20 protein-coding genes are annotated in these 22,911 nt (G+C 54.2%); 16 read left to right on the top strand and 4 right to left on the bottom strand.

Features of this window, described 5'->3' with window-relative positions; translation table 11 throughout:
* Positions 1–75: 75 nt before the first annotated feature.
* Both J4772_RS21200 and J4772_RS21195 read right to left on the bottom strand, forming a co-directional pair.
* A complete protein-coding gene (locus J4772_RS21200) occupies positions 76–1,116 on the bottom strand; it encodes a DUF6786 family protein (protein ID WP_209071290.1) in 1,041 nt (346 codons plus the stop codon).
* 1 nt (position 1,117) lies between these two features.
* Positions 1,118–1,801: a GntR family transcriptional regulator gene (locus J4772_RS21195; RefSeq protein WP_209071289.1), complete on the bottom strand. Its 684-nt coding sequence runs from the start codon at positions 1,799–1,801 to the stop codon at positions 1,118–1,120.
* Between the two features lie 246 nt (positions 1,802–2,047).
* On the opposite strand from J4772_RS21195, the gene J4772_RS21190 reads away from it, so the two are divergent.
* From J4772_RS21190 to J4772_RS21155, 8 genes are all read left to right on the top strand, one after another.
* Entirely contained in the window at positions 2,048–2,755 is a 708-nt protein-coding gene (locus J4772_RS21190) for a PIG-L deacetylase family protein (protein WP_116064230.1), read from the top strand.
* Positions 2,756–2,783: 28 nt separating this feature from the next.
* The gene (locus tag J4772_RS21185; protein ID WP_209071288.1) at positions 2,784–3,560 is read left to right on the top strand and encodes an SDR family NAD(P)-dependent oxidoreductase; all 777 of its coding nucleotides are present in this window, start codon (positions 2,784–2,786) and stop codon (positions 3,558–3,560) included.
* Positions 3,561–3,670: 110 nt separating this feature from the next.
* Complete coding sequence (locus tag J4772_RS21180; protein ID WP_209071287.1) at positions 3,671–4,021, top strand: cupin domain-containing protein; 351 nt, start codon at positions 3,671–3,673, stop codon at positions 4,019–4,021.
* Positions 4,018–5,139, top strand: coding sequence for a mandelate racemase/muconate lactonizing enzyme family protein (locus J4772_RS21175; protein ID WP_209071286.1), 1,122 nt, complete (start codon positions 4,018–4,020; stop codon positions 5,137–5,139). Before J4772_RS21180 ends, J4772_RS21175 begins: the two co-directional genes overlap by 4 nt.
* A gap of 13 nt (positions 5,140–5,152) precedes the next feature.
* A complete protein-coding gene (locus J4772_RS21170; RefSeq protein ID WP_247740803.1) occupies positions 5,153–6,169 on the top strand; it encodes a zinc-dependent alcohol dehydrogenase in 1,017 nt (338 codons plus the stop codon).
* Positions 6,170–6,183: 14 nt separating this feature from the next.
* Positions 6,184–7,086 carry a fumarylacetoacetate hydrolase family protein gene (locus J4772_RS21165; RefSeq protein WP_247740802.1) on the top strand — a complete coding sequence of 301 codons (903 nt, stop codon included), beginning with the start codon at positions 6,184–6,186 and terminating at the stop codon, positions 7,084–7,086.
* A 29-nt stretch (positions 7,087–7,115) separates the two neighbouring features.
* Positions 7,116–8,579, top strand: a complete 1,464-nt coding sequence (locus J4772_RS21160) for an SGNH/GDSL hydrolase family protein (protein ID WP_209071285.1) — start codon at positions 7,116–7,118, stop codon at positions 8,577–8,579.
* A 62-nt stretch (positions 8,580–8,641) separates the two neighbouring features.
* Positions 8,642–9,538: an SMP-30/gluconolactonase/LRE family protein gene (locus tag J4772_RS21155; RefSeq protein ID WP_209071284.1), complete on the top strand. Its 897-nt coding sequence runs from the start codon at positions 8,642–8,644 to the stop codon at positions 9,536–9,538.
* A 119-nt stretch (positions 9,539–9,657) separates the two neighbouring features.
* Here J4772_RS21155 and J4772_RS21150 read toward each other — a convergent pair whose 3' ends face one another.
* Positions 9,658–10,527: an AraC family transcriptional regulator gene (locus tag J4772_RS21150; RefSeq protein ID WP_209071283.1), complete on the bottom strand. Its 870-nt coding sequence runs from the start codon at positions 10,525–10,527 to the stop codon at positions 9,658–9,660.
* 120 nt (positions 10,528–10,647) lie between these two features.
* On the opposite strand from J4772_RS21150, the gene J4772_RS21145 reads away from it, so the two are divergent.
* Positions 10,648–11,778 carry a glycoside hydrolase family 88 protein gene (locus tag J4772_RS21145; RefSeq protein WP_209077333.1) on the top strand — a complete coding sequence of 377 codons (1,131 nt, stop codon included), beginning with the start codon at positions 10,648–10,650 and terminating at the stop codon, positions 11,776–11,778.
* Between the two features lie 515 nt (positions 11,779–12,293).
* Here the strand turns inward: J4772_RS21145 and J4772_RS21140 are convergent.
* The gene (locus J4772_RS21140; RefSeq protein ID WP_116063425.1) at positions 12,294–13,187 is read right to left on the bottom strand and encodes an AraC family transcriptional regulator; all 894 of its coding nucleotides are present in this window, start codon (positions 13,185–13,187) and stop codon (positions 12,294–12,296) included.
* Positions 13,188–13,804: 617 nt separating this feature from the next.
* On the opposite strand from J4772_RS21140, the gene J4772_RS21135 reads away from it, so the two are divergent.
* From J4772_RS21135 to J4772_RS21105, 7 genes are all read left to right on the top strand, one after another.
* A complete protein-coding gene (locus J4772_RS21135) occupies positions 13,805–14,656 on the top strand; it encodes a sugar phosphate isomerase/epimerase family protein (protein ID WP_209071282.1) in 852 nt (283 codons plus the stop codon).
* The gene (locus J4772_RS21130; RefSeq protein ID WP_209071281.1) at positions 14,653–15,660 is read left to right on the top strand and encodes a Gfo/Idh/MocA family protein; all 1,008 of its coding nucleotides are present in this window, start codon (positions 14,653–14,655) and stop codon (positions 15,658–15,660) included. The genes J4772_RS21135 and J4772_RS21130 overlap by 4 nt, the downstream gene beginning before the upstream one ends.
* A gap of 331 nt (positions 15,661–15,991) precedes the next feature.
* The gene (locus tag J4772_RS21125) at positions 15,992–17,809 is read left to right on the top strand and encodes a sensor histidine kinase (RefSeq protein WP_209071280.1); all 1,818 of its coding nucleotides are present in this window, start codon (positions 15,992–15,994) and stop codon (positions 17,807–17,809) included.
* Positions 17,794–19,266 carry a response regulator gene (locus J4772_RS21120; RefSeq protein ID WP_209071279.1) on the top strand — a complete coding sequence of 491 codons (1,473 nt, stop codon included), beginning with the start codon at positions 17,794–17,796 and terminating at the stop codon, positions 19,264–19,266. The genes J4772_RS21125 and J4772_RS21120 overlap by 16 nt, the downstream gene beginning before the upstream one ends.
* A 164-nt stretch (positions 19,267–19,430) precedes the next feature.
* Entirely contained in the window at positions 19,431–20,342 is a 912-nt protein-coding gene (locus J4772_RS21115) for an ABC transporter permease (RefSeq protein WP_247740801.1), read from the top strand.
* A gap of 19 nt (positions 20,343–20,361) precedes the next feature.
* On the top strand, positions 20,362–21,240 hold the full coding sequence (locus J4772_RS21110) for a carbohydrate ABC transporter permease (RefSeq protein ID WP_247740800.1): 879 nt from the start codon (positions 20,362–20,364) through the stop codon (positions 21,238–21,240).
* 58 nt (positions 21,241–21,298) lie between these two features.
* The gene (locus J4772_RS21105) at positions 21,299–22,900 is read left to right on the top strand and encodes an extracellular solute-binding protein (RefSeq protein WP_209071278.1); all 1,602 of its coding nucleotides are present in this window, start codon (positions 21,299–21,301) and stop codon (positions 22,898–22,900) included.
* Positions 22,901–22,911 lie beyond the last annotated feature (11 nt).

Raw genomic sequence — 22,911 nt, 5'->3', positions numbered from 1 at the left:
ATTTAAAGATGGGTCTATTCGATTAGAGTTTTTTTGCGGGTGCAGGAGTCGTCTCGACTTCCTGCACCTTGTCATTTAAACACCATAACGCAAGCCCAGCATATCTTGAGAGATTTGCTCGATGTTCTCATGAGGGCCGATGAAATAATAAACTCGCGACACGTCCGACGACGAACCGGGAGCGTCGATGCTTAATGCGGGCGAGTGATATTCAAGCTCGGCGAAATGACCCAACTGGCCGCCGTCGTAATAAAATTGCATGCACGATCCCTTGTATTGGGGATCGTCGGGAGGATAGTCCGGATAGATGCCGGAGGGATGAACGGTAAATTGACGGACGACGAGACTGCTTCTGCTATCGTCCAAGCGACGCAAATAACCGAATCTGCCCGTTGAAGACAGCGCGTCGACCGACAGCTTAAAGCTGTGAGCGCCTTCGCACGGGATGCGGAAGCCATGGGGCGTAAGCTCCGTATCAACCGTATCCGCTTGGGAGAACATCGTCCGAGGGCCGACGGGTCCGTAGCTCGGGACAAGGATGCGGCCCCCGGGCGGAACCTGCATCACGCTCCATAGGTTGCAGAACCCGGGAGCGGAATCGTCTTTCGCACCGGAGCGCGAAGCGCCGGGAGTTAAAGTCATATGGGTATGAACTTCATATCCGATATAGGAGACGGATTCGTCCATCCGAGACGACGAACCCGAGTTCACAGCATAAGGATTAGGCGCTAAAGTGAACTGCTTTTCCAAATGCAGAAGGACGGTTCGGCCGGAAGGGCCATGAAGCAGCTCGCAGTCCATGTTTACGGCGACCAGGGAGTCGGAGGATTGAGCAATCTTCCATTTGCCCGGGTCAAGCTGCGCGGGAACGGCATATTGTCCGGAATCGTCCATGTAGTAATCCCGTTCCGGGCTGATCCAGGTGCGGTCACCGCCCACATTCCAAGAAAGCTCTGGAAGCGGGACTCCGTCGGCGCGCCAGAAGGCGGATTCCTCCTGTTTGTTGGCCCATAAGGCCAAGGCCCGCGCGCCTTGCTCCCGAATCAGCAGTAGACCGCCTTGCCCGTTGGAGAGCAAAACGGTCGGATCGTCCCCATGCGGTTCGTATTTCTTCATTCTATTTGCCCTCGCCCTCGGATTCATCGATAAAACAAAGCAAACAATCCTCATCCTGAATATGCTGCGTCCAAAGCGCCTCGATCTTCTCCTCGGAGCCGCCGCGGAGCGCGGACAGCAGTGCGGCATGATCGTCGGCGACCTTCCGCAGATCGTCGAAACGACTCGTATTCTTAATAAAATGCAGGCGCAGCCGGTTGACGATACCCGACCAAATCTGCAGCGTATAGGAAGAATCGTCTAGAGAGAGGAGCTGCTCGTGAAATTGAATGTCCTCTTCCACCAGCGCGGGCAAGTCTCCGTCTGCCGCGAATTCCTTCATCCGCTCGACGATCTGATCAAGCTTGCCGTAAAAAGCTTCGTCTCGTTTGGCGCCGCTATACTTCAAGGCGAACAGCTCCAGCTTCAGGCGAATCGGAATCAACAGCTCCGTGACCTCCTCCTTCCGAACGTCGGCGACCGTCGTTTCCCGATAGGGAGAGCTGACGACAAGCCCCAGCGCCTCCAAATCCCGCAAAGCTTCGCGGATAGGTCCGCGACTGATCGACATTTGCTTGGAAATGTCCAGCTCCTTCAGCTTGTCTCCCGGCTTCAAATGCCCGCCGATAATCGCGCTGCGAATATCGTTCAGCACGCGTTGGCGCAGGGAGAGGTTTTCTTGGCTTTTGAATTGAAAAGTGTCCATGGCTGGCTAAACTCCTTAAGGAAGGTTGGCTTCGTCCGTATCAAGCCTTCTGTTATCGCCATTATAGAGGAATGCGTGTGCATCTTCAACAAATGATTGATGAAAGTCGATTGTTGACAATTAAAGAGGGGCGATTCCCGCTATTTCTCCATTTAATTTTATTGGATTATTGTTGAAGATCAATTGTTGACAATCAACATAAGTGGATTTATGATGGGTTCAAGCGAAAAAGGAGGAAGAGCCAAGATGAACGTTCTAGCTATTTGCGCGCACCCGGACGACGCTGAAATCTGGGCAGGCGGTACGTTGGCGAAATATGCCGCTCGCGGCGACAAGGTTACCATCGCCATCGCAACGAATGGGGAGGTAGGATCGCCGACGCTTCCAAAAGAGGAGATTGCGGAAATTCGTCGCCAAGAGGCGATCGCGGCAGCCAACCATATCGGCGCGGAGCTGATCTGGATGGGTTATCCGGACGAGTTTCTGCTCGACACGGAAGGGACGAGATTGGCTTTCATCGAAGCGATGCGCCGCAGCGGCGCGGAGGTCGTCCTCACGCATTGGCCGGACGATCTCTACAATCCCGACCATACGATCACAGGGCGAATTGCCAACGACGTGGCGATTATGACGACCGTTCCCAATATCGTCACGGCCAGTCCCAAGCTGGACAAGATTCCGATTGTCTACTTTATGGATAGCGTTGCGGGATTGGGCTTCCAGCCGGAGGAGTACGTCGATATTACGGAGCAGTTCGAGACGAAGCGGAAAATGCTCGCCGAGCATGTCAGCCAAGTCGGGGATTGGCTGCAAGATCAATACGGCTCCAATGCGATGGAGATGATCGAGATCACCTCCCGGTTCCGCGGCATTCAAAGCGGGGTCCGCTATGCAGAGGGCTTCATTCGGGCGAAAGCTTACCCGCGCAACATTACCGGGACTTTGCTTCCTTGAGCCTATACGAATAGGGGAGGACGAGAAGATGAAGCGTTTTGCCGAGCGGACGGTTATCGTCACGGGTGGAGCAACGGGAATCGGTCTGGCGACGGCCAAGCTGTTCGCGGCCGAGGGGGCGAACGTGCTGATCGCCGGACGCAGCGAGTCCAACGGGGCTCAGGCCGTTGAGCAGTTGAAGGAAATCGGAGGCCGGCCGTTGTTCGTGAAGACCGACGTTTCCGATGAAGAAGACGTTAAGCGCATGATCGATGCCGCCGTCGAACATACCGGCCGGCTGGATGTTCTGGTCAACAATGCGGCGATGTTTTACGAAAGCGATTTTCTGGAGGAATCCACGGAGCGGTGGCGCGCGGTGTTCGACACGATCGTTAACGGTTCCTATTGGGGGACAAGGTACGCCGCGAAGGCGATGATCGAGGCCGGCATCCACGGATCGATTGTGAACGTCTCGTCGATTAATGGCTATCGCGCCTTGAATCAATCCAGTCATTATAACGCGGCCAAAGGGGCGCTCGATCAATTAACTCGCGGTACCGCGCTGGAGCTGGCTCCGCATGGCATTCGCGTGAACGGGGTTGCGCCGGGTTTTATCGACACGGGGCTCTCGGTCGTCGGCGGCGTGAACGAGCTGGAGACGGACTGGTTCAAGGATTATTACGTAGGCATGAGGAAAATTCCGCAAGCCAGAGCCGGAGAGGTTGACGAGGTGGCGGGCGTAATCGCCTTCCTGGCTTCCGAGGCGGCTTCCTATATCCAGGGAGCGATCATTCCGGTCGACGGCGGACTTTCAATCACGTTTTAAGAGGTAGTTCAAAAAGTCCAATTTTGATCACGAAGCAGAACGGGAAGCGGATTCGACATCGAATCTTGAACTCAGCCGGATCTTCCGGTACTCATGAAGGAGGCGGCATCGTGTCGAATCAAGGAGAATGGCAGCAGATTTCCCGGGAAATCCGTCGCAAAATACTGCCGCCGGGAGAATCGATGATGAGCATGCTGATCGAATTTAAACAAGGCGGCTTTGGCCCGGAGCACGCTCATCCCCATGAGCAGCTGGGCTTTGTCGTAAAAGGCAAAATTCGCATGAACATTGACGGCGCAGAAGTCGTGGTCGAGGAGGGCGAGCAAATCCGGGTTCCGGGCAATGCTCCCCATTCCGTATTGGCGCTTGAGGACTCTCTTGTGCTGGAGACGTTTACGCCTCTACGCGACGATTTGCTCGCTACTTTGCAAGTATCAACCGAAACGGAGATGAAATCATGAAAATTACCGAAGTTGAAGCGATACATTTGCGCTTGCCCGATCTGGACGCGGAGCAATGCGACGGCACGCAGGATACGTTAATTATCCGCATTCATACCGATGAAGGAATCGTTGGCGTAGGCGAGGTCGACTCTTCTCCGCTTGTCGCCAAAGCGGTCGTGGACGCCCGCGCTTCCCACTCGATCGCGACCGGTCTTCGGAGCTTGCTGATTGGGGAAAACCCGATCGAGATCGAACGGCTGTGGGACAAAATGTACCGGGGCACGATTTATTTCGGCCGCACCGGTCCGGCTTTGCACGCGATCAGCGGCGTGGACATCGCGCTGTGGGATATTTTCGGCAAGGTGATGAACCGTCCTGTGTGCGAGATGATGGGCGGCATTTTCAACCGTAAATTGAAAGCCTATGCAAGCGCGCTCATGCCGGAGACGATTGAGGAAGCGGCTCGCATGGCGGAGCAGTACGCCAAGCAAGGCTATAAAGCCATGAAATTCGGATGGGGACCGATCGGCCGCGATCCGAAGTTCGACGAGGCGCAGGTCAAGGCGATCCGAGAAGCGATTGGCGACGACATCGACATTATGATCGACGCGGGACTCGCTTGGGACTTGAAGGGCGCGCTGCGGATGGCCGACGTCTACGAGAAATACGGCGTCTATTGGCTGGAGGAGCCGGTGCATTCCAACGATATCGCCGGATACCGCGAGCTGGCGGACCGCACGAGAATTTCAATCGCCGGCGGCGAGCAGGAGAGCGGCAGAATGGCGTTCCAACGGCTGCTCGACGAAGGGCATCTGGACATCATTCAGCCCGACCTGGCTCGCGTAGGCGGATTGACCGAAGGCAAGAGAATCGCGTATTTGGCATACGATCGGCACAAGAAGGTTGTCCCGCACGCGTTTAAAACCGGCATTCTGGTGGCGGCAAGCACGCATTTTGCGGCAGCGATTCCGAATGGCTTTATGATCGAATATACCGTATCGAATTCGCCGTTGGCGCGGGACTTGGTCAGCCGCGAGGTGGAATTCAAGGACGGCTACGTAACCGTTCCGGTCGATCGTCCGGGCTTGGGCGTGGAGATCGACGAAGAAGTATTGAACCGTTATCGGGTCGAGTGAGGAGGCGATACGCATGTCATCGATGATGCGAGCGCTTGTATATGAAGGCCCCAGGCAGATGAACGTCCGCAACGTTCCGGTTCCCTCGCTTGGGGAGAGGGAGGTTCTCATTCGGGTCGAGCGAGTCGGCATATGCGGCTCCGAGCTTGGCGGCTTTCTCGGTCATAACTCGCTGCGCGTGCCGCCTCTCGTTATGGGACATGAATTTTCCGGCGTTGTGGCGGAAGTAGGGGCAGGAGCGACGAAATTCCGGCAGGGCGACCGGGTTACGGTCAACCCGCTGGGTACATGCGGCGAATGCGAGGATTGCCGCGCAGGCAACGAGCAGCTGTGTCAGAGCCGCAGTCTGCTCGGAGCGCATGCTCCGGGGGCCTTCGCGGAATATGTTGCGGTACCAGAGCGAGACATTCACCCGATTCCCGATTCCGTCTCCTTCGATCAGGCGGCCTTCGCGGAGCCGTTCGCTTGCGCGGTTCATCTGTGCCGACTGCTGTCTTTGAAGCGGGAAGATCGTCTGCTCGTTCTGGGAGCGGGCCCGATCGGCCTGTTCGCTCTCGCCGCTGCAAGAACTCTAGGATTGGAAAACATCGTTGTAGCGGATCTGAACGCCGATCGGCTGCGCATCGCGGCGGAGTTGGGCGGCATTCCGGCGCGGGGGGACGAGGAGATTGAGGCGCTTAAGCCTGCTGAAGGGTTTCATGCGGCGGTGGATGCGGTCGGAGCCGCTTCTACCCGCCTTCGCTGCGTGCAATCCGTACGACGCGGCGGCAGAATCGGGCTGACCGGCCTTCACGAGGCCGATACGACGCTGCCGATCAATTCGATTATCCGCGAAGAGCTTAAGCTGTTCGGCGCTTTCGCGTATTCGCGGAGCGATTTCGAAACGGCTCTGCGCTGGATCGGGGAGGGCAGAATCGATTTGCTGCCCTGGACGGAGCATCGTCCGCTGGAGGATGGCCAGAGCAGCTTCGAGAAGCTGGTGTCCGGCCCAGGCGCCATCGCGAAGATTATGCTCTGTCCCAACCCATAGAAGGAGGAGTTAACTTGAAGCTCGCTGTGATCGATCATGAAGGAAAACAGACGCTCGGCATATGGACGAGCGGCGGCATCGTTAATATGGCGAAGGCCGCAGAGGTTTACGGAAACGGCGGGACTTCGCTGCTCGGCGAGATGATGGACGTCATTCGCGAGGGTGAAGCAGCGGTTGAAGCCCTGCGGTCCCTGCTGGCGCAACTGCCTCCGCAGCCGGATCGCTCCGTCCTTATCAGCGAAGAGGAGCTATCGTTCGGCCCTTGCGTTCCGGCCCCTCAGAAAATCATCTGCGTCGGCTTGAATTACCGCAGGCACGCCGAGGAGACGAACTCGCCGATTCCCGAATATCCGATTTTGTTTAATAAGTTCAACAACTCGCTGACCGGACACCAGGCTTCAGTCGCAGTTCCGGGCGTGACGGCCAAGCTGGACTACGAGGCGGAGCTGGCGATCGTAATCGGGAGACGCGCGAAGAACGTATCCCGTGACGAGGCGCTCGATTACGTGTTCGGCTATACGGCCGTTAACGATCTCTCCGCAAGAGATTTGCAGCTTCGCACGCAGCAATGGCTGCTTGGCAAAAGCTGCGACGGGTTTTGCCCGATCGGACCGTATCTCGTAACGGCCGATGAAATCGGCGATCCGAACCGGTTAGCGATCCAATCGATCGTGAACGGAGAAATCCGCCAGGATTCCAACACGTCGGATATGATTTTTGCGTGCGACGAAATTGTCAGCTATATTTCCCGACACATGACGTTGGAGCCCGGCGACGTGATTCTGACCGGCACGCCCGAAGGCGTCGTCCTCGGATTGCCGGCGGAGCGGCAGGTGTACCTGAAGCCGGGCGACGAGGTCAGCATTTGCATCGAGAAGATCGGAACGTTGACGAATCGCTTTGTCGCGGAAGCTTAAGCGATTTCTCGGAATGGGAGGAAGACAGGATGGATGTCTTACCGTTTCTATCAAAGTATGCCTTGAACATGAGAGCCTCCTGTTTTCCCGCGCTGACCGCCAGACGGAGGAAGCATGCGACAACGGATTTAGAAATTCTGATGCTGGGGGATAGCCATGGCTGGGGCCAAGGCGCACCGGGCTACGACGTGATTTTTCCCGCGTATTCCTCTCATATGGCCGTTCCGTATAACAAAGGTTTTTTTGCGAGGCTGCGGGAACATCTTTTGAACAAGTACGACTTCTATCCTTCCGCGATCATTCCGGAATCGGACGATCGCGTCGAAGATAGCCCCCCTCTTATCCGGGGAAACTACCAGATCGTTCGAGAAAGCATAGTCGAGCCGGTTGCGGCTGAGGGCTTCTACGCATCGCGCGGTGAGGATCGTACAGCGGTGAAGCATCTGGGCGATTTGGCCGCGACCGATCGATTTACCGACTGCTTGTATGCGATCGTTCCGGAGGAAAACGGAAGAGGCGAGGCGTGGTGCTGCGTGGATATGAAAGCCCATGCGACCAAGGCGTATATCGGCGTGCTTGCAGGCAGATGCGGGGGAAGGCTGGAGATCTTTTTTCGGGAAAAGGGAACGGGGAATCGCCGGAATACCGGCGGCTATCTGTATCCGCAAGCGGACGGGTATCCGAGGGTTACCAGGCTTCATCAAGGCCAGCACGTCGCGGTCGAGGCCCCAGAGGTTGAGATAGGCTCTACAAGCGTCGTCCTTGATACGTATAGACCGGACGGCGACGAAGAAATCGTCTATTGCATCGATTACGGTCAGAAGCAGATCGGCAGATTTTGTCTCTCCTATGGAGGAGCGCACCCGGATGCTGTCGGTTTCGAGCATCCGCAGGTTGCGGCTTTCGGACAAGCGCGACCGGCGCTTAGAATCAGAGGAATCGTGTTCGACGGCTGCGACGTTCGCAACTTCTCGATGGGGGGACATACGGTCGGTCAGTGGCTGGGGGACGGAACGGCGAGCTTTAACGATCCGTCTTATCCGCATATGGATGAGCTGCTCCGTTTCGTCCGGTTCACGCCGACCTTGGCCGTTATCCAAGCTCCCATTGTTAACGAATACTTGCGACAGACTCCGATCGACGTGTTGAAATCGAACTTGCGCGCCTTGATCGAGAAGCTGAGCCGTCATCTTAACCCGGAGGGCGGCAGGAAGACGGATATTCTCTTGTTCACGACCGTGGGCGACAAATCCGTTATTTTCGAAAACGCGCCTTCCGCTACGATAGGTTACGAGGAATATTTTCAAGCGGTGCAAGACTTCTCCGTATCGAACGGGTATGGGTTTATCGATTTCGAACGATATTTCCGGGAGAATGTGTCGGCCCAATTGCTGGACTACGAATTCCTGTACGACGATGACATTCATCCCGGACCGTATGCGAATGAGTTCATCGGGAAAATGCTTGCGGAAACAATTGATCTGATCATGTGATGACTAATAGTTGCGCATTCCATAAGCCGCGCGGTACGATGTACACAGAACAAAGCGGGGGGATGAGTTGCGTGAAGAAGCAGGCAGAAGCGATTAACGTGGAAAAATCGGCGCTTGGCGAAGGGCCGTTATGGCTTCCGGAGAGCGGTCAGCTCGTATGGGTAGACATAGAAGGAATGAAGATTCGGTTGTGGAATCCGAAGACGCGCGAGGAAGGAAGCGTTTTCGTCGGGCAGCGGATCGGCGCGGTTGTGCGGGCATCGGACGGGCGGATGGTATGCGCGCTGGAGCACGGATTTTACTTCCTGGATCTGACGACAGGAGAACTGGAGCCGATTGTCGATCCCGAGGCGCACTTGCCGGGCAACCGGTTTAACGACGGCAAATGCGATCCAGCCGGCCGTTTCTGGGCCGGTACGATGCCGAAATCCGAAGATGCTCCCGAAGGCTCGTTGTATCGCCTGGACACGGACGGCTCCGTGCATCGGATGGTCGGCGAGATCAGCTGCTCGAACGGTTTGGGTTGGAGCCTCGACGGTCGGACGATGTATTACATCGATACGGGGACAAGACGGGTCGATCGATTCGACTACGACGCTGCCAGCGGCAATATTTCCAACCGACGCGTCGTCGCGAATATCCCCGTCGATCAGGGATTCCCCGACGGCATGACTGTCGACGCGGAAGGCAAGCTGTGGGTTGCGCACTGGGGCGGCTATGCCGTCAGTCGCTTCGACCCCGACACCGGCGAATGTCTGGAACGTATCGAGCTGCCCGTATCCCAAGTCACCTCCTGTTGCTTCGGCGGCGACGATCTGGACGAGCTGTACATTACTTCCGCAAGCGTGGGGCTCAGTGAGGAGCAACTGCGACAGGAGCCGCTGGCCGGAAGTCTGTTCGTGTACAAGTCCGGAGTGAAGGGGCGGCTCGCCCACGATTATCAGGTTCGGGGCAAGTAGAGTGCAACTGGATGTGGATAAACGAAGAAGCTAGGCCATTGAAGCGGCTTAGCTTCTTCGTTTATTTTTACAAGCATAAAACCTATTCGTTGCGTCGCTTCGGGTGCGCGCTCTACTGGCTACCGTCGATTTTCCCGATAAGCCTTGCGGTAATTTTCCGGGGACAATCCTTTGTTTTCCTTGAATATTTTGCAAAAGTAGGCCGAGTTGAACCGCCCGACCAGCCATGCGATTTCATGCACGGGCTTGGCGGTATTAGCCAAAAGGAAGCAAGCCTCGCGTATACGGCGGAGCGTTAAGTAGCGCGAAATCGTAATCCCCGTATTTTGCTTGAACAGATGCGAGACGTGATAGGGGGACAGATGCAGTTCATTGGCCATCCCATCGAGGCTGAATGGCTCCTGGTAGTGGCGTTCCAGCCACTCGGTCATACTCTCCATATATCGCTGCATTCGCGGGCTTGGATGGCTTCCGGCCGGCAGAGCAGGCAAAACCTCGCGTTTCAACTGCCGCAGCAGAAGCAGCAACAGCAGCGCGCGATTCTCCTCGGTTCCATTCAAGTCTTGATTCATTTCCTCGTACAGCTCGTCGAGCAGGCCGATCACTCGGCTGTCCGGATTAAGCTTATATATTTGTTGTGGCATTCCGCCGCGCCATATCCACTGGAAGTACAGCTTCAGCTCCGGGAAGGGCACCAGATAAGGCTCCAGCAAATGCGGGTCGAACGTCAACACAGACCGCGTATAGAGACCGTTGTGGGGAGGTACTTCGACACGATGCATCTGATAAGGCTGAAACCAGACCAGTGTGCCAGGTTCCAGCGCGAAGGTCCGGTTATCCAGCATAATCTCGCCTTGGCCGGTATAGACATAGAGCAGCTCGATCCCGTGGTGGGCGTGAAAAAAGTACGATTCGGACGCCGTCTGCTTATGGTTATAGTAGAAGATGCCGGGATTCGCGGCTTTCTGCGGTGTATCGTCGTCGGGCATGGGCTAAACCTCGTTTTCGCAATATAGTTATATAATAGCACAACAAAATATTACGAGACCTCCTTATAATTAAAGGCATTAGCAAAGCTATTCGATGCGATTGGGAGGAGAAAATTTGTGATGTGGACGCAAGTGATCGAACAGGCGTTAAACACGACTCGGGCCAATATTAGACGGTTCGGAGACCATATTCCGCATGTCAGCAACGGCGATGGAAAATATGGCCTTAATCCGAATGACGATTGGACGGACGGCTTCTGGACCGGCATTCTGTGGCTAGGTTACGAGTACAGCGGGGATCCCGAATTCCACGAGGCGGCCGTGAAGTCGGTCGCATCCTTCAAGAGCAGGATGGACAACCATATCGTGCTGGATCATCATGATATCGGCTTCCTTTACTCGCTGTCGTCCAAGGCTCAATGGATTGTCGAGAAAGATAAGCAGGCCAGAGCGTTAACGATTCAAGCTGCGGATACGTTAATGAAGCGGTGGCGCGAGAACATCCGAATTTTGCAGGCATGGGGACCAAAGGACGATCCGCAGAACGGCGGCCGCATTATCATCGACTGTCTGCTGAATTTGCCGCTCCTATACTGGGCAACCGAGCAGACAGGCAATCCTCGTTACGCTGAGGTTGCTCGCATTCACGCCGATCAAAGCCTGCGTTTTCTCGTACGCGGGGACGGCAGCTCGTATCATACTTTCTACTTCGACCAGGAGACGGGCGATGCGATCCGCGGCGGCACGCATCAGGGCTACAGGGACGGCTCTACATGGACGCGTGGACAAGCGTGGGGCATCTACGGCTTTGCATTGGCTTATCGCTACTTCCGCGATCCGGAATACTTGGCTGCCGCCAAACGGCTGGCCGAATACTTCATTAAGCATCTACCGGAAGACAACGTCGCTTATTGGGATTTCGACGTGCCGCAAAACCCGACCTCGCCGCGGGATAGCTCTGCGTCCGCGATTGCTGTTTGCGGCATGCTGGAGATCGCCGAGCATTTGGATCAGGCGGATCCGGCGCGCGCCAAGCTGCTGGAGGCTGTTCAGTTGGCGATGAAATCGCTGACGGAAAACTACTTCACGGCCGGCAGCGAGACAGAAGAGGGCTTCTTGCGCCATGGCTCTTACTCCGTTAGAGGCGGCGCATCGCCGGACGACTTCGTGATCTGGGGCGATTACTATTTCCTGGAGGCGCTGATGCGCTTGGAGAAAGGCGTGCCGGGATACTGGTACGAGCGTACGTAACCACGAGAAAACTAGGCCGGCTGGGCAAACTGTCGGCATATTGGAAGTGGACACGGCTCGCGATTGATGCGGGCCGTGTTTTTTTGGGGTTGGAGTAGAGCTTTCCAAGCTAACCCCTACTTTGGGCGGCCCGTCTATAGCCGGCCCGGTTTAAGGCATCCCGGCATAAGGCGGGCCAGCTTAAGGCGACCCAGCTTAAGGCGACCAGGCATAAGGCGGGAAATCCGCGTTAATTTCAGATGTTGGGCGAAAAACATCGATTTAAAGCGGAAAACCCCCTTTATTTTCTCTAAACGGGGGATTTTTCGGAATTATGGTGGAAAATCCGCCTTATTTGGCTCGGAAATGGTGTTTCCGCCCATTTAAAGCGGGTTTTCCGCTTTACACTGACAAGTCATCCCACTCCTGAGCGGATCGAGCAGATCAGGCAACGCGGATTGAACGGGATGTCCGCAAGAATGAACAAGCTTCGATGGCGATCCAATCGCTATTTTTTTGGCCAAACGATCATGAATTCAATCTATATACATCCGAGCCTGAACCGAGCGCGCGTATTCCGACGGCGTCTGGTCCGCGACCTGCTTGAAATGGCGGGAGAAGCTGTGGATGCTCGCATAGCCCAGCAGGTCGGCGATTTCGGTAAAGTTATGGCGACGCTCGCGGATGAGCGTTTTGGCTTTTTCGATTTTTAGGCCTTTGTAATATTTCATGACGCTATGGCCGGTTTTCTGTTTGAACAGACGTACGAGGAAAGTTTTACTGATATGCAAGTATTCGCACATTTCGTCCAACGTGAGATCGTCCGCGAGATGCTCGTTCATATATTCGATGAGCTTCCCGGTCACGTCGTTCTCGCTCCGCTCCTTGGCGGCGGTGGACAAGCGTTTGCCCCCGGTATCCGCGTATCCTTGAGAGACGATGCTCATGAGCAGCAGCTCCAGGTAGAGCCTAATCTGCTGCTGCGCGCCGAAAACGGCGTCGGGTTTGGGGACCAGTCGGTGGTTGCGCGGATCGTCGAAAGGAGGCTCGAACGCCTGAAAGCCAAATTTGACGACGGATGCGAGCAGGTTACGTTCGCGGTCGCCGAGATGGAACGTTTTGTTCTCGAAGCGGCGCATGGCGGGACTGCGACATTCGAAAGCGATAACGATCACGTTTGGCGCGATTCGATTGTTGGCCCATAGACTGTGATGCTCGTTCGGTTTGTGGAAAATGATATCGCCTTGCCGCAGCACGTACCCGTTATCGTCGGCCGTCGCTTCAATTTCGCCCGCGTCGACATAGACGAGCTCCCAGAAGTCGTGCCGCTCGCCCGCGAACAGATAGTCTTTGGCAAACTCGAAGTAGTGCAAGGAAATCAAGTGTGTAATTTCAATATCGAGCTTTAGCCGGGTTTTCGCGAATTCCATATCGTATTCCTCCGGGAACGGGGTGACAGGGTATGATCAATGTTGCCAGCTTAAGGCTAAGACTTGTCTCTCCGCGATTCAGGCGAATAGATTGTGCGTTAGCGGACCGAAGCCGTGGAGCGAAGGCCCAAAAGTGCCTTAGCGCTGCCCAAGCGGTGGAGCGAAGGCCCAAAAGTGCCCTGGCGCTACCCAAGCCGTGGAGCGAAGGCCCAAAAAGTGCCTTGGCGCTGCCCAAGCGGTGGAGCGAAGGCCAAAAAAGTGCCTTGGCGGAGCTCAGGCCGTGGAGCAGAGGCCAAAAAAGTGCCTAGGCGGAGCCTAGGCCGTGGAGCGAAGGCCAAAAAAGTGCCTTAGCGCTGTCCGGGCTGTGGCGTGGAGGCCAAGAAAGTACCTTAATGTCCAACTGGCCGGTGTCGCTCATTCGTCCGCTTAACTCGCCAACAAGGGTGAGATGCATCCTCCCCTTAAAGTTCGATGCTTGACCGCCGAATCCTGCGCGACAGGGCGGCCAGCGGGCAGATTTGATAAATAATCGGGCATTCTCGGCAAAGCCTCGTCTGAGGATTAGCTCTTATAATGAAGGGGCAATCGAACTGACGAATAGCGGAGGGATTCCGATTATGAAGAAAGGCATTAACGCCTGGTCGTTTCCGGCCGGGATGGGAGCGAAGGAATGCATTCGGCTGGCCAAGTCCGCCGGATTCGACGGAATCGAGCTGGCGCTGGCCGAAACGGGCGAGCTCAGTCTGGCCGGCGGTGAGAAGGAAGCGCTGGAGTTGAAAGCTTATGCGAAGGAAACCGGCATCGAGCTTTCCAGCTTGGCCAGCGGACTGTATTGGGATTATCCGCTCACCTCGAACGACGAAGATATCCGCCGCAAGGGGCTGGACGTCGCCAAGAAGCAGTTGGAGACGGCAGCGGCGCTCGGCGTGGACACGATACTGCTTATTCCGGGGGCGGTGGGCGTCGACTTTATTCCGGGAGCCGAAGTGGTTCCGTACGACGTCGCTTACGATCGGGCTCAGGAAGCCGTATCTCAGTTGGCGCATACAGCGGCCGAACATCAGGTTAACATCGGCCTGGAGAACGTATGGAACAAATTTCTGCTGTCCCCGCTGGAGATGAGAAATTTCATCGACGAGATCGGTTCTCCGTGGGTCGGTTCGTATTTCGACGTCGGCAATACGCTGGCGAACGGTTATCCTGAGCATTGGATTTCGATTCTTGGCAAGCGGATCAAGAAGGTGCATTTCAAGGATTATCGCCGACAAGCGGGCGGATTGCACGGCTTCGTGGATTTGCTGGCGGGAGACGTGGATTATCCGGCAGTCGTCAAGGCGCTTGAAGCGGTCGGATACGACGATTACGTCATTGCCGAGATGATCCCCGCCTATACGCATCATTCCGAACAAATCATCTACAACACATCGCGGTCGATGGACCGCATTTTGGGAAGGGAGGCGGCACGATGATCAAGATCGGGTTAATCGGGACGGGTTTTATGGGGAAAATGCATGCCGCATGCTACGAAGCTCTGGCCGGAAAGGCAAATTTCCAAGTGACGGCGGTCGCCGACGACAATGCCGACAACGCAGCCAAGATCGCCGAGAAGTTCGGGGCGAAGGTCTACTCCTCGGGCGAGCAATTGATTCGCGAAGCGGACGTCAATACGATCGACATCTGCCTGCCGACTTTCCTTCATACGAAGCATGCGCTGCAAGCGCTGGAGCGTGGACACGACGTTTTCATCGAGAAGCCGGTTTGCTTGGAAGAGGAAGAGGCGGCGCAATTGCTCGAAGCGAAGGCGAAGTCCTCCGGCAAAGTGATGGTCGGACACTGCATCCGCTTCTGGCCGGAATACGAGTACTTGAAGAAGCTCAAGGACGAGGGCACCTACGGGGCGATGATTTCCGGCGTGTTTAAGCGGGTCAGCCCGCGTCCGACATGGGGCTGGAACGATTGGCTGCTGGACGGCAAACGCAGCGGATCGGCAGCGCTTGATTTGCACATTCACGATGTCGATTACGTACGTTACCTGCTCGGAGAGCCGGATTCGACGACGAGCATGGCGGTGAATAACGGCGGTTACGCCGACCATATTTTCAGCACGTATAAGTACGGGAAGACGGTCGTCTCCCTGGAAGGAAGCTGGGGCTATCCGGAAGGGTTTCCGTTCGAAATGTCCTATCGCGTCAAGTTTGAGCAAGCGACGGTAACCTTTACTTCCAGCGGGTTGGACGTGTATACGGAAGCGGGAGAGCATCTCCGGCCCGAGCTGGCCGGGGACGCGCCCGAAGACGGAGCTTCGTCCGATGTCGGCGGCAACGTCTCCTCACTGGGAGGTTATTATAACGAACTTCTTTACTTCCTGCGCTGCTTGGAGGAGAACAAAGAGATTACCGTGTCTCCTTTAGAAGAAGGCATAGCATCTTTCCGGCTTGCGCGTCGCGAGATCGCGGCGGGGATTCGAGAATAACGCAACGAACCGCTGTTCCACAACGACCCTATCGGCATTATGCCGGTAGGGTTTTTGGCGAGTGAGTTTATTTTTCCTCTATCGCTCTAGGGCGTGTCTGCAAACCCGCTCAGGGGCATCTATCACCGCCTTTTCATCCCCTGCTTCGTCACTTTTGCTTAACGTACCTCCGGTACGCCTTCACAAAAGTTCCTTGCATGGAACGAAAATTCGATGAACTCTGTTGTCCTCGGAGTATGCATACACGCCCTAACGAAAATGGTGTATGATAGTGGCAAACTATGTCGAATGAACGATACTTCTTCCATTCCACTGAGCCGGGTGATGAAATATGTTTTCCAGAGCTCTTTCCTACTATGGTCGTTACAAGCTTCGTATCCAATTGATTCTGATCAACGGAATGATCGTATTGACGATTATCGTCGTTATGGGAGCCATAGCGGCATTTCACAATTATAATTCAACAAAAAAAAGCGTATCGAATTCGGTCGATCTGCTCTTTAATCAAGTGAACGGCCGTTTGGTGGAGTTTCTGGAGAGCGTTGATCTTGTTTCCGGAGCCGTATTTTTGAATAACGATTTTCAGAAAATGGTCTTACTGGAAGCCGGGGAGAGCGACGGTTACAATCGATATTTGAACGTGAGAAATTATATGAACGGCTACAGGGAATTGAACCACTCCATTAAGGGCTTTGTATTCGTCGATTCCTCCGGCAACCGTTACGTCTCTTCGTTTTCGGTTCCCTCCGAATTGACCGCTTTTCTGGACGCGAACGAACGAGACGGTTTCGGCGACGGCAGCATGATGCTTCTGCCCTTGTTCTTGAGGGAGGATCGGGTTTCCTCCGTGTACTTGGGCATCCGCGAGGTTCGGTCGATCCTCGATATGAAATATATGCAAAAAATCGGAGTCGGCTTCGTCGTGTTGGATCGCAATAAGCTGGATTCTTTGATCGACGATAAATTTTTGAAGCCGGGTTCCGAGGTTCTCATCGTAGGCGACGGAAGAAGAGTGATTTCCTCGACCGATAAAGCCAGCGTTGGAAATCGGATCGATGAAAGCGTATCCACAGAGGAGCAGCGCGATCAATTCGTCACGATTGACCGTACGAGATACATGGTCAAAACAAGCCGGCTAAGTCAAACGGGATTAACGCTGGTGGCCAAGATCCCGACCGACGAACTGTTCAAGGAAGCGAGAACGATCGCGTATTCTTTGTTATTCGCCATCCCTATCCCCATCGTGCTCGCCATCTTGATTAATCTCTATTTTAATATCCTCATTACCAAGCCTCTGAAAAAATTAACGGACGCCTTTCGGCGTTTCGCATCCGGAGATATGACTATCCAAATCCGTTATAGCGATAACAATGAATTGACCGGGATTGCTAGGCAATTCAATAAAATGGTCGGCGAGATCCACGAGCTTTCCCGCCGCAATTTGGCGACTCAGCAGCAACTGTACGAATCCGAATTGGCCAAAAAGCAGTTCGAATTGGATGGCTTGCACAGTCAGATCAACTCGCATTTTTTGTATAACACGTTGAACAGCATGGTCGGCATGGCTTTAACCGATTCCAAGCAGGAAATCATTCGGACTGTGGAAAACTTAGGAAACTTTTTTCGCTATAGCGTGAATGTAAACGATTTTGTGGAAATCGTAGACGAGTTGAAACATCTGGATACGTATCTGGACATCCAAAAGCTTCGCTTTCCGCGAAAATTCCGTTACCTCAGCGAAATCGAGCCGGCGCTTCTTCATCATCGCATGCTTAAACTGGTCTTGCAGCCGCTAATCGAAAACGCGCTGTTTCACGGACTTGAGCACAAGCAGGGAAAGGGATTATTGAAGATTAAGATGTTCTCGTCAGGGGATGACATGATCCTGCAAGTTTTCGATAACGGCATGGGCATGGATCTCCAAACGTTATCGCGGCTGAATGCTTCGTTACTGTCTGGCGACGAGGAATCGGATACTCGGGATAAGGATAGAAGAGGCGTCGGTCTGATCAACATTCAGAGACGCATTCGCTTGCATTACGGGGACGGCTATGGAATTCGCGCGAAAAGCTGGGAAAATATCGGCACGGTCGTCAGTGTCGCGATTCCGAAAATGGAAGAGGAGGGATCTGAATGTATAAGGTATTAATCGCGGACGACGAGGAATGGACGCTTAAAGCGCTGCGTCTGATCGTGGATTGGAGTCGGTTCGACATGGTGATCGCAGGTGAAGCGAATAACGGCGCGGATGCGGCGAGACTGTACCGGCAGATCCGACCGGATCTGGTCGTTAGCGATATTCGGATGCCCGGATTAAACGGTATCGAGCTGCTGAAACGGATCCGGGGAGAAGACAAGCGTTCCGCGGTCGTATTCATCAGCGCTCATAGCGACTTCGCCTATGCGCAGCAGGCTCTAAGCTTGGGAGCTGCGGATTATTTACTTAAACCGATTACGCAGGCGGGCATGGAGCAGATGCTCGCTAAGGTTAAGGAGCGGCTTCAAGAGGAGCGCCAGATCAGGAGCAAGCTCGAAAATTATGAAGCGCTGCGGCTGATTGAAGAATTGACCGAAGCGAGGTCTCTCACGCCCAACCTCGGGCAACGGCTGGCGCAAGCCGGCTTCTCTCCCGAATCGGGTTATTTCCGATGCGCGGTTGTCCGCACGAATTCCCGCACGATATCCGCCCTCGACGTGGAGACGGAAACGGCGAACCGGAGCTACGGCGCTGCTTCCCTCGCGATCCCGACTGGCCCGGGGCGATGGTTGGTCGTCGTTCAATTCGACCGGACTGCGAAAGGCGAACCCTATTCCCGATGGAAGAGGATCTTCGGAAGGTGCGCGAACGAAGGCGCCACGATCGGACTAAGCGAGCTTTGCGACGATTGGTCCTCGTTCAGGGAGGCTTATCGGCAGGCTCAAGCAATGGCCAAGCAAGCATTCGTCGCGGGAAGGCCCGGCATGTATTCGTATCGGGATCCCGGTCCGATCGTTCGCAAGCTGGCTCGTCTCTTACAGAGCGCCAAGCAGCCGGCGCAACTGGAGGCGCTGATCGAGCGGATCGGCGAAGCGCCCAAAGTCCGATGGAATCTAGAGGTGCTTACGAAACTTTACAATATGGCAAACGCGCAGTTGGATAAGCTCGTCGACCCGGCGGAAAGTTTCGTCCCGGTCGGTGAAGAGGAGCTTACGGAGACGTTTGCCGACGGACCGGACGTCTTTCGGTACTTGAAAAGCCGGTTCGTCCGAGAGGCCGCGAATCCGGACAAAGCGCCCTCTCATAAAACCGTGCAGCAAATCGTGAACGAGATTCGCGAACATTATAACCGGAAGATTACCTTAAGCGAAATGGCCGAGAGGTACCATATCAACCTTTCGTATCTCAGCCTCTTGTTCAAGCAGGAGACCGGTAAAACCTTTCTGCAATACTTGCTGGATATTCGTATGGACAAGGCGGAGGAACTGCTGAAATCGGGAGAGCTATCTACTTACGAAATCTGCGAACGGGTCGGGTACGACGACTATTTCCATTTCATCAAGCAGTTTAAGAAAGCCAAGAAAACGACTCCCGGCGAGTTCCGGAAAAGCGTATCGGAGCCCCGGTAAGCAAGAGCCTTCGACTGTCTCCCCGCATGGGGAGATTTTTTGTACGGAAAGCCCCGGGAATACAAAAAGACGACATAAAGATCTAAAACGCTTTCATATGCTTGCCGTTCCCCGTCCGGCATAATGAAGTTGCCGAAATCGAAACGCACACTGAGGGGGAAGGCATGAAAGAGCAAAGCGCAATGAAGCTGGCTTGGAAGAACAGGGCCCTATACGTCTTGTTAGCCCCGGCCATCGTTTTTTACGTCGTATTTTGTTATATCCCAATGTACGGGATCACGATCGCCTTTAAAGACTTCATGTTGTCCAAAGGCGTTCTGGCAAGTCCCTGGGTCGGCTTCGACCATTTTCAAACTTTATTCGCGCTGGATAAATTTTGGAGCGTCTTTTACAACACGTTTTATATTAATCTGCTGAAAATCGTCTGGGGGTTTCCCGCGCCGCTAATTCTGGCGTTATTGCTCAATGAAGTGCGCCGGATGGTGTTCAAACGCACGGTTCAGACGATCATCTATTTGCCCTATTTCATTTCCTGGGTGACCATCGCCGGAATTGTAACCGCGTTCTTGTCGGTCGAAGACGGATTGGTCAACAAGATTATCCTCTCCCTGGGCGGGGAAAAGGTCAATTTCCTGATGAGAAGCGATCTATTCCGTCCGCTGCTCGTCGTGACTTCCATCTGGAAGGAAGCCGGTTGGGGGACGATCATTTATTTTGCGGCGATCAGTTCGGTCCCACCGGAGCTGTACGAGGCTGCGAAAATCGACGGTGCCAACCGCTGGAAGCAAATGCTTCATGTTACGCTGCCTTGGATCGCGCCGACCATCTCCATTCTGCTCATTCTCAATTTCGGCTCGATGATGACAGGGGGATTCGACCAAGTGTTCAACCTGTACAACCTGGCGGTATACGAAACCGGAGACGTGATCGATACCTACATGTACCGAACGGGACTAGTCGAAGGCAAATTCAGTTTGGCCGCGGCTGTAGGACTGTTGCTGAACATCATTAACTTCATTTTGCTGGTTACGGTCGATCGCATTTCCAAGAAAATAAACGGAACAGGCATCTATTGAGAAAAACGAGGTTGATGCAATGAAAATGAAGCGCACCGCATCTGGAATCGTATTCGACGGTTTCAACTATTGCTTGATGGTCTTGATCGCATTCATCACGCTGTATCCGTTCTGGCACTTGCTGGTCCAGTCGGTGCTGCCGTACGAGGAAGCGATCAAATCGAATTTTTACTTGATTCCGCGCAAAGTGACATTCGAAGCTTACCAGTACGTGTTTACGAACTTTCAATTTTTTCGAAGCTTGGTCATCTCGGTTGGCGTTACGGTTCTAGGCATTCTTTATCAACTGCTCATTACGTGCATGGCCGCGTATAGCTTGACCAAGAAGAACTTGCCGGGCAGGAATTTTCTCTTATTCTTTATCGTGTTTACGATGTTTTTCGGCGGGGGGCTGATTCCTTACTACCTGCTGATCAAAAATTTGAATCTCGTCGGCAGCTTGTGGGTCATGGTTCTGCCTTTTGCGGTTAACACGTTTTATCTGATCATCGTCAAAACGTCGTTCTCGTCGCTGCCGGTTGAACTGGAGGAAGCGGCCTTCATCGACGGAGCGGGTTACTACCGGTGCTTCTTCCGAATCGTCCTCCCGCTGTCGATCCCGATGCTGTCCACGATCGGATTGTTCATCGCAGTCGGGCAATGGAACAACTGGTTTACTCCGATGCTGTTTCTTAACGAACGGCAAGATTGGCCGCTAGCCTTGCTGCTTAGAGACATTCTGGTCGTGAACAACACGGACTTTGTACGAAACGGCGGTATGCAGCCGCAACGGCAGCTTCTGTCCAACTCGATCAAGGCAGCCGTCGCCATTGTCTCGATCTTGCCCATCGTTGCCGTCTATCCGTTCATTCAAAAGTACTTCGTCAAGGGGGTGATGATCGGGGCCGTGAAAAGTTAAACGGTTCGGCGGTTGGAAGAGAACATTATGCTCGCAAAAATGACTTAGGAGGGTCCACATGCGCAAGGGGTATATGAAAAAAGGAATTGTGGCTGTATTACTTGCAAGCCTTATTGTAATCCTGTTAGCCGGGTGCAGCGGAGATAAAAAAGAAGGCGGAGCGACCGGCACGAGCGGCCAAGCTCCTTCGGAGAAGGCAAACGCGGAACCGGTAGAACTCACGATCATGACGTACGATGGAGACACGATCGCCCAGAATGAGAATTCTCCGATCTACAAGGCGGTTCGCGAGAAATTGAACGTCAAGTTCAAAGTCATCACGGCGCCGTTCAGCGGCTACGACGACAAAGTCAACGTAACGATCGCTTCTGGCCAAGTCCCCGATCTGTTCAACTACTGGGGAATCGCGCGTCTTGCGCAATACAAATCCTGGATCAAGGAAGGGTTCGTGCTTCCGTTAAGCGACGTGGCCGACAAGTATCCGAATATCGCCAAGCAATTAAAAAGCTTCGATTCGTTCGCGAAGATGACGGACGGCAAGCATTACGGATTGCCGATTATTTCCTACAGCCAGATCAACAGCCCCGCCGTGAACGACCATACGATCTACGTTCGCAAGGATTGGCTGGACAAACTCGGATTGCCCGTACCGACGACGATCGACGAGTTTGCGAACGTGGCGAAAGCGTTCGCGCAGAACGACCCCGACGGCAACAACAAAGCGGACACGTACGGATACACTTCGGACGGCTTGTGGTGGGATTATCCGATTTTTAACGCGTTCGATACGAGCTTCGACCGCTACAGAAAGGCGGACGGCCAATGGATTCCGGAAGTCATCCAGGACGAAACGAAGCAAGCCGTCGCTTTCTTGAAGAGCATGTACGACGACAAAATCATGGATCCCGAGTTCGTTATCAATAACGGAGACAAAAAAATCGAGAAATTCGTTTCGGGTAAGGCAGGCATGATCATTCATAACGGCCGGCATTTTTACAACGACCTGTACGATAAATTCAAAGCGGCCTATCCGGACAAAGACCCGAAATCGATGTTCGTGTCGACGGGAATCTTGGAAAGCAAACAAGGGAACAAACGGCTGGACGGTTTTCCGAATTTCTGGTTTTACACTTTCGTTAGCAACAAGGCGTCTCCCGAGAAACAGCAAAAGGCGCTTGAACTGCTGGATTTCCTAGGTTCGGAAGAAGGCATCAACCTGATGCGCTGGGGAATCGAGGGAGAACATTATACCAAAGAAGGAGACCAGTTCGTCAGCACGCTTCCGATAGACGAGAACGGCAAGCAACAAACGATTAAGGAAATCGACGCGACGGCCAAGCTGATGAACTACGTGACATGGGATTCCGACTTCGTCTCGGATCAATTGCCCAATCGCGAGGAAGTGCTGAACAACGGGAAAGAGGGCATCGAAAGCTCCAACCCGGACCTGCTGTACGGGATGTACATCGACGAAAACGTCCTTTCTCCGGAGATCGGCAAAGAGGTTAACGACTATATTTTCGAAACGTTGGTCAAATTGATCGTCAGCTCCAAAAACTTCGATCAGGATTGGGAAGCGTTCGTCCAGATGTGGCTCGATAAGGGCGGACAAAAAGTATGGGACGAAACGACCAAGCAGGCGTTGGCGGAAAATAGGTAGAGAAGCAAGCA

The organism is Cohnella sp. LGH (assembly GCF_017671885.1).
GTDB classification, from domain to species: domain Bacteria; phylum Bacillota; class Bacilli; order Paenibacillales; family Paenibacillaceae; genus Cohnella; species Cohnella phaseoli.
Note: the sequence above shows the minus strand (reverse complement) of the source record. Positions and strands in the feature narration are given on the sequence as shown.

Excerpts from the sequence above, each read along its gene's own strand:
- J4772_RS21200 (WP_209071290.1), bottom strand. The coding sequence starts at position 1,116 with ATGAAGAAATACGAACCGCATGGGGACGATCCGACCGTTTTGCTCTCC.
- J4772_RS21195 (WP_209071289.1), bottom strand. The coding sequence starts at position 1,801 with ATGGACACTTTTCAATTCAAAAGCCAAGAAAACCTCTCCCTGCGCCAA.
- J4772_RS21190 (WP_116064230.1), top strand. The coding sequence starts at position 2,048 with ATGAACGTTCTAGCTATTTGCGCGCACCCGGACGACGCTGAAATCTGG.
- J4772_RS21185 (WP_209071288.1), top strand. The coding sequence starts at position 2,784 with ATGAAGCGTTTTGCCGAGCGGACGGTTATCGTCACGGGTGGAGCAACG.
- J4772_RS21175 (WP_209071286.1), top strand. The coding sequence starts at position 4,018 with ATGAAAATTACCGAAGTTGAAGCGATACATTTGCGCTTGCCCGATCTG.
- J4772_RS21170 (WP_247740803.1), top strand. The coding sequence starts at position 5,153 with ATGTCATCGATGATGCGAGCGCTTGTATATGAAGGCCCCAGGCAGATG.
- J4772_RS21160 (WP_209071285.1), top strand. The coding sequence starts at position 7,116 with ATGGATGTCTTACCGTTTCTATCAAAGTATGCCTTGAACATGAGAGCC.
- J4772_RS21155 (WP_209071284.1), top strand. The coding sequence starts at position 8,642 with ATGAGTTGCGTGAAGAAGCAGGCAGAAGCGATTAACGTGGAAAAATCG.
- J4772_RS21150 (WP_209071283.1), bottom strand. The coding sequence starts at position 10,527 with ATGCCCGACGACGATACACCGCAGAAAGCCGCGAATCCCGGCATCTTC.
- J4772_RS21145 (WP_209077333.1), top strand. The coding sequence starts at position 10,648 with ATGTGGACGCAAGTGATCGAACAGGCGTTAAACACGACTCGGGCCAAT.
- J4772_RS21140 (WP_116063425.1), bottom strand. The coding sequence starts at position 13,187 with ATGGAATTCGCGAAAACCCGGCTAAAGCTCGATATTGAAATTACACAC.
- J4772_RS21135 (WP_209071282.1), top strand. The coding sequence starts at position 13,805 with ATGAAGAAAGGCATTAACGCCTGGTCGTTTCCGGCCGGGATGGGAGCG.
- J4772_RS21130 (WP_209071281.1), top strand. The coding sequence starts at position 14,653 with ATGATCAAGATCGGGTTAATCGGGACGGGTTTTATGGGGAAAATGCAT.
- J4772_RS21125 (WP_209071280.1), top strand. The coding sequence starts at position 15,992 with ATGTTTTCCAGAGCTCTTTCCTACTATGGTCGTTACAAGCTTCGTATC.
- J4772_RS21120 (WP_209071279.1), top strand. The coding sequence starts at position 17,794 with ATGTATAAGGTATTAATCGCGGACGACGAGGAATGGACGCTTAAAGCG.
- J4772_RS21115 (WP_247740801.1), top strand. The coding sequence starts at position 19,431 with ATGAAAGAGCAAAGCGCAATGAAGCTGGCTTGGAAGAACAGGGCCCTA.
- J4772_RS21110 (WP_247740800.1), top strand. The coding sequence starts at position 20,362 with ATGAAAATGAAGCGCACCGCATCTGGAATCGTATTCGACGGTTTCAAC.
- J4772_RS21105 (WP_209071278.1), top strand. The coding sequence starts at position 21,299 with ATGCGCAAGGGGTATATGAAAAAAGGAATTGTGGCTGTATTACTTGCA.